3 protein-coding genes and 1 pseudogene are annotated in these 4,023 nt (G+C 73.6%); 1 reads left to right on the forward strand and 3 read right to left on the reverse strand.

Translation table 11 applies throughout. From position 1 onward, the window contains the following. Positions 1–329: 329 nt before the first annotated feature. Positions 330–1,070 (reverse strand): annotated as a pseudogene (locus CCN51_RS46550) (MBL fold metallo-hydrolase); the annotation flags it as partial. Between the two features lie 336 nt (positions 1,071–1,406). On the opposite strand from CCN51_RS46550, the gene CCN51_RS46555 reads away from it, so the two are divergent. Next, positions 1,407–2,477, forward strand: a complete 1,071-nt coding sequence (locus tag CCN51_RS46555; RefSeq protein WP_014178106.1) for a Ppx/GppA phosphatase family protein — start codon at positions 1,407–1,409, stop codon at positions 2,475–2,477. A gap of 33 nt (positions 2,478–2,510) precedes the next feature. On the opposite strand, the gene CCN51_RS46560 is transcribed toward CCN51_RS46555, so the two are convergent. Both CCN51_RS46560 and CCN51_RS46565 read right to left on the reverse strand, forming a co-directional pair. Continuing rightward, positions 2,511–3,143 (reverse strand): LuxR C-terminal-related transcriptional regulator, encoded by a 633-nt coding sequence (locus CCN51_RS46560; protein WP_106436656.1) that lies wholly within the window; start codon positions 3,141–3,143, stop codon positions 2,511–2,513. Between the two features lie 5 nt (positions 3,144–3,148). After that, a partial coding sequence (locus tag CCN51_RS46565; RefSeq protein WP_107426261.1) for a sensor histidine kinase occupies positions 3,149–4,023 on the reverse strand: 875 nt, incomplete at its 5' end.

The following is a 4,023-nucleotide window of genomic DNA, read 5'->3' on the forward strand; positions in this document are numbered from 1 at the left end:
GACGGCGTCCGCGGACGGCGTGGCCTGGGCGGTGAGGGGGAGGGCGATGAGCGATCCCATGAGACCGACGGGAAGCGCTACGAGGACGGCCGCCTTGACACCACGGCCACGCAGGGCCGCGGGTATGTGTTCGGGCACGAGGGAGCTCTTTCTTGCGCGAGGGAATGGCGGGACGCGGCGAAGAAGCGGGGTAAATGCGCCGGAAATGCGAAGACTTGGAATCCGGGCCAAAAATACGCGCGTAGATATGGACCGACAAGGGCCCTGGGCCTGCCAGTCGGCAAACGTTGCGTGAAAACGCCGATTCCCGAGGGCGCCGACAGCTCGGCGAGCCCGGCCGCCTCGAAGGCCTCGACCAGCGTGTCGGCGCCCTGCGTGAAGTGCGCCCAGTGCTCGAAGTGCAGCGGCACGACCTGCCGCGCGCCGAGGATCCGCACCGCCTGGGCCGCCTCGTCGCTGGGCAGGGTCAGAAAGCCCCCGGGAACCAGCGGGGTCGAGGCGGCGCCCGCGAACAGCAGGGCCACATCCACCGGCCCCAACCGCTCGGCAATCGCGCGCACCACGTCCAGCGAGGCGTTGTCGCCGCTCACATACACCGTCGGCAGTCCGCCCCCCGACACCACGAAGCCGGTCACCTCGCCGACCAGATGCTCGGTGCCGTCCGGGCCGTGCTGGGCCGGGACGCCCGTGATCCGCAGCGTGCCGCCGGCCGGGCGCGGCAGTTCGAAGGTCTCCCAGTTCGGCAGCGCCGTCACGGTCGCGCCCAGCCGCTCCCGCGCGGACGCCGTGGAGAGCACCAGGTCCGCGTGGTCGAGATAGGCGCGGCCCGCCCGGTCGAGGTTGTCCGGGTGCTGGTCGTGCGAGAGCAGCACCGCGTCGACGGGGCCGAGGCCGGAGGTCGCGACGGCCGGGCCCGCGGTCTTGACGAGCTTGCGGTCACCGATGGGGTAGTCCCCGGGCGGGTCGAAGGTGGGATCGGTCAGCAGTCGTACGCCACCGATGTCGAGGGTCGCGGTGGGCCCTCCCAGATAGCGCACGGCCAAAGCTCCCGGAGAAATCGACTCGCTCATCGCTGTGTCCCGCTGCCTCTCACTATGACGGTGTCTCATGACGGTGCCTCATGGCGGTGCCTCTCACCATGACGGTCTTGTCCATGATCGTAGGTACAACGTGAATCCGGCCCAATCCCCCCATTGGTTCCGGGCCTGAATGCGTTGTCAACTGGCACACGGGCCCCGCCGAACCGGCGCCGGCGGCCCATGAACAGGGCCGGTGCGTATCACCCGCCCTGGTGACACCTTCCTGCCGACCCGCACCACGCCCGGCATCACAGGTTGGATGGCCGGGAACCTTCCGACCGAAAGGAAACAATGAGTGAAATTCCAGGGAACGGACAGTCAGCAGACATGCGTCTCGGAGTGCTCGACATCGGTTCCCAGTCGGCCCATCTCGATATCGCCGACCTCACGCCGGGCGGTCCGCCCGAACCGGTGACCTCGCTCAAGCGGCCGGTGCGGCTGGCGGAGTCCACCGACCGGCAGGGCGTGATCGAGCAGGAGGCGATCAAGCGGGTGGTCGCCGCGGTGACCGAGGCCGCGGCGGTCGCCGAGGCCCACGGCGTGGACACGATGGTGCCGTTCGCCACCTCCGCGATCCGCGACGCCGCCAACCGGCCGACCGTACTCGCCGAGGTCGAGGACGCGACCGGGATCCGGCTGACGTTCATGACCGGCGAGGAGGAGGCGCGGCTCACCTTTCTCGCGGCGCGCGGCTGGTACGGCTGGTCGGCCGGGGAGATGCTGCTGCTCGACATCGGCGGCGGCTCCCTGGAGCTCGCCTGCGGCAGCCACGCCGAGCCCGCCGTCGCCCTGTCCGTACCGCTGGGGGCCGGGCGGCTGACCCGCCATCATCTGCCCGAGACCGGGCCGGTGAAGAAGGGGGACGTCAAGGCGCTGCGCCAGTTCGTACGGTCCGTCATCAGCGAGACGGCCGAGGGGCTGCGCGACCAGCCCGAGCCGCGGACCCGCGTCGGCAGCTCCAGGACCTTCGCCCAACTGGCCCGGCTGACCGGCGCGCCGAAGGCCAAGGCCGGGCCGTACGCCGAACGGGTCCTGGACCGGCACCGGCTGGCGGCCTGGGTGCCCCGGCTGGCCGCCAGGAGCGCGGCCGAACGCGCCCGGCTGCGCGGAATCTCCGCCGCCCGCGCCCACCAGGCCCTGGCCGGTGCCGTCGTCGCGGAGGCGGCGATGGACGTCCTGGGCATCGAACAGCTGCGGATCTGCCCCTGGGCGCTGCGCGAAGGGGTGCTGCTGGACCGGCTCCGGGAGCTGGAGACACACCCGATCCCCAACCCTTCATGCGAGGTCGCGGGCGCCCTCGCGGGCGCCCCCACGGGTGCCTCCGTCGTGGCTCTGCCGACGGGCCGCGGCCGGTACGGGTCCGGGCGGCTCCACACCGCCACCATCCCCTGGGCCTGAGCCGCGCTGTACCAGTTCTCCCTCGCCCCCGCCTCAGCCCCGCAGATACGCCAGGACCGCCAGCACTCTGCGGTGGTCGTCGGGGGCGGGCGGGAGGTCCAGTTTGAGCAGGATGTTCGCGATGTGCTTGGCCACCGCGGCCTCGGTGACCACCAGGGCCCGGGCCACCGCGGAGTTGGAGCGGCCCTCGGCCATCAGCGCCAGCACCTCGCGCTCACGCGGGGTGAGGCGGCGCAGCGGGTCCCGCCCGCGGGCCAGCAGCTGCCGCACCACCTCGGGGTCGATGACCGTGCCGCCGTCGGCCACCCGCGCCAGCGAGTCGGTGAACTCGGCGACGTCGCCGACCCGGTCCTTGAGCAGATAGCCGGTGCCCGCGCCGCGCCGGGCCGCCAGCAGCTCCTCGGCGAAGGTCTGCTCGACGTACTGGCTGAGCACCAGAACGGCCAGGGACGGCCGCAGCGCCTGGAGTTCCCGCACCGCCCGCAGCCCCTCGTCGGTGAAGCCGGGCGGCATCCGCACATCGGCGATCACGATGTCGGGCCCGTGCTCCAGGGCCGCCGCGACCAGCGAGGGGCCGTCGCCGACGGCCGCCGGGACGCGGTGCCCGAACCGCTCCAGCAGGCTCACCAGGCCCTCGCGCAGCAGTACGGCGTCCTCCCCGATCACCACGCTCAACCGCCGCACGGAATCTCCACTCGCAGCCGGGTCGGCCCGCCGACCGGGCTGGACAGCAGCATTCTGCCGTCCACGGCCGCGACCCGGTCGGCGAGCCCGGTCAGCCCGGTCCCGGCGGCCGGGTCCGCGCCCCCGCGCCCGTCGTCGATCACCTCCAGCACCAGCACCCCGCCGCTCAGCCGCCCGCCGACCCGCAGCCGGGCCGCGCCGCTGTGCCGGGCCGCGTTGGCCAGCGCCTCGCACACCGCGAAGTAGCCCGCGGCCTCCACGGCGGGCGGCAACCGACGCTCCAGGTCGATATCGAGGTCCGCCGGCACCGCCGAGCGCGTCGCCACGTCCCGCACCGCCGCGGGCAGCCCCCGCTCCGTCAGCACTTGCGGATGCACCCCGCGGATCAGCTCGCGCAGCTCGGTGAGCGCGTCCTTGGCCATCCGGTGCGCCTCCGCCACCTCGCGCGCCGCGCGCGACCCGGCGGGCAGATCGAGCCCCGCCAGGCCCAGCTTCATGGTCAGCGCGACCAGGCGCTGCTGGGCCCCGTCGTGCAGATCCCGCTCGATCCGGCGCCGCTCCGCCTCGTACGCGTCCACCAGGCGCGCCCGGGACCGCCGTACCTCCGTCAGCTCCGCGTCGCCGGGCGCCAGTACGGCCAGCGACACCGCCGCCCGCGCCCCCGCCCAGGCGGCGATCGGATACGCGGCCACCGGCAGCAGCAGCGCGCCCGCGAGCGGGCCGCCGAGCCGGACCCACGGCGGGGCCTCGGGCTGCAGCGGCGCGGCGAGCAGCGCGCCGGGGATCCCCAACGACACCAGGACCACCGCCAGATCGACCCAGCCGAGGGCGAGGACGGACAGCGCGCCGTGGCCGATCTCGC

Source organism: Streptomyces milbemycinicus (assembly GCF_002154605.1).
Classification (GTDB): Bacteria; Actinomycetota; Actinomycetes; order Streptomycetales; family Streptomycetaceae; genus Streptomyces; species Streptomyces milbemycinicus.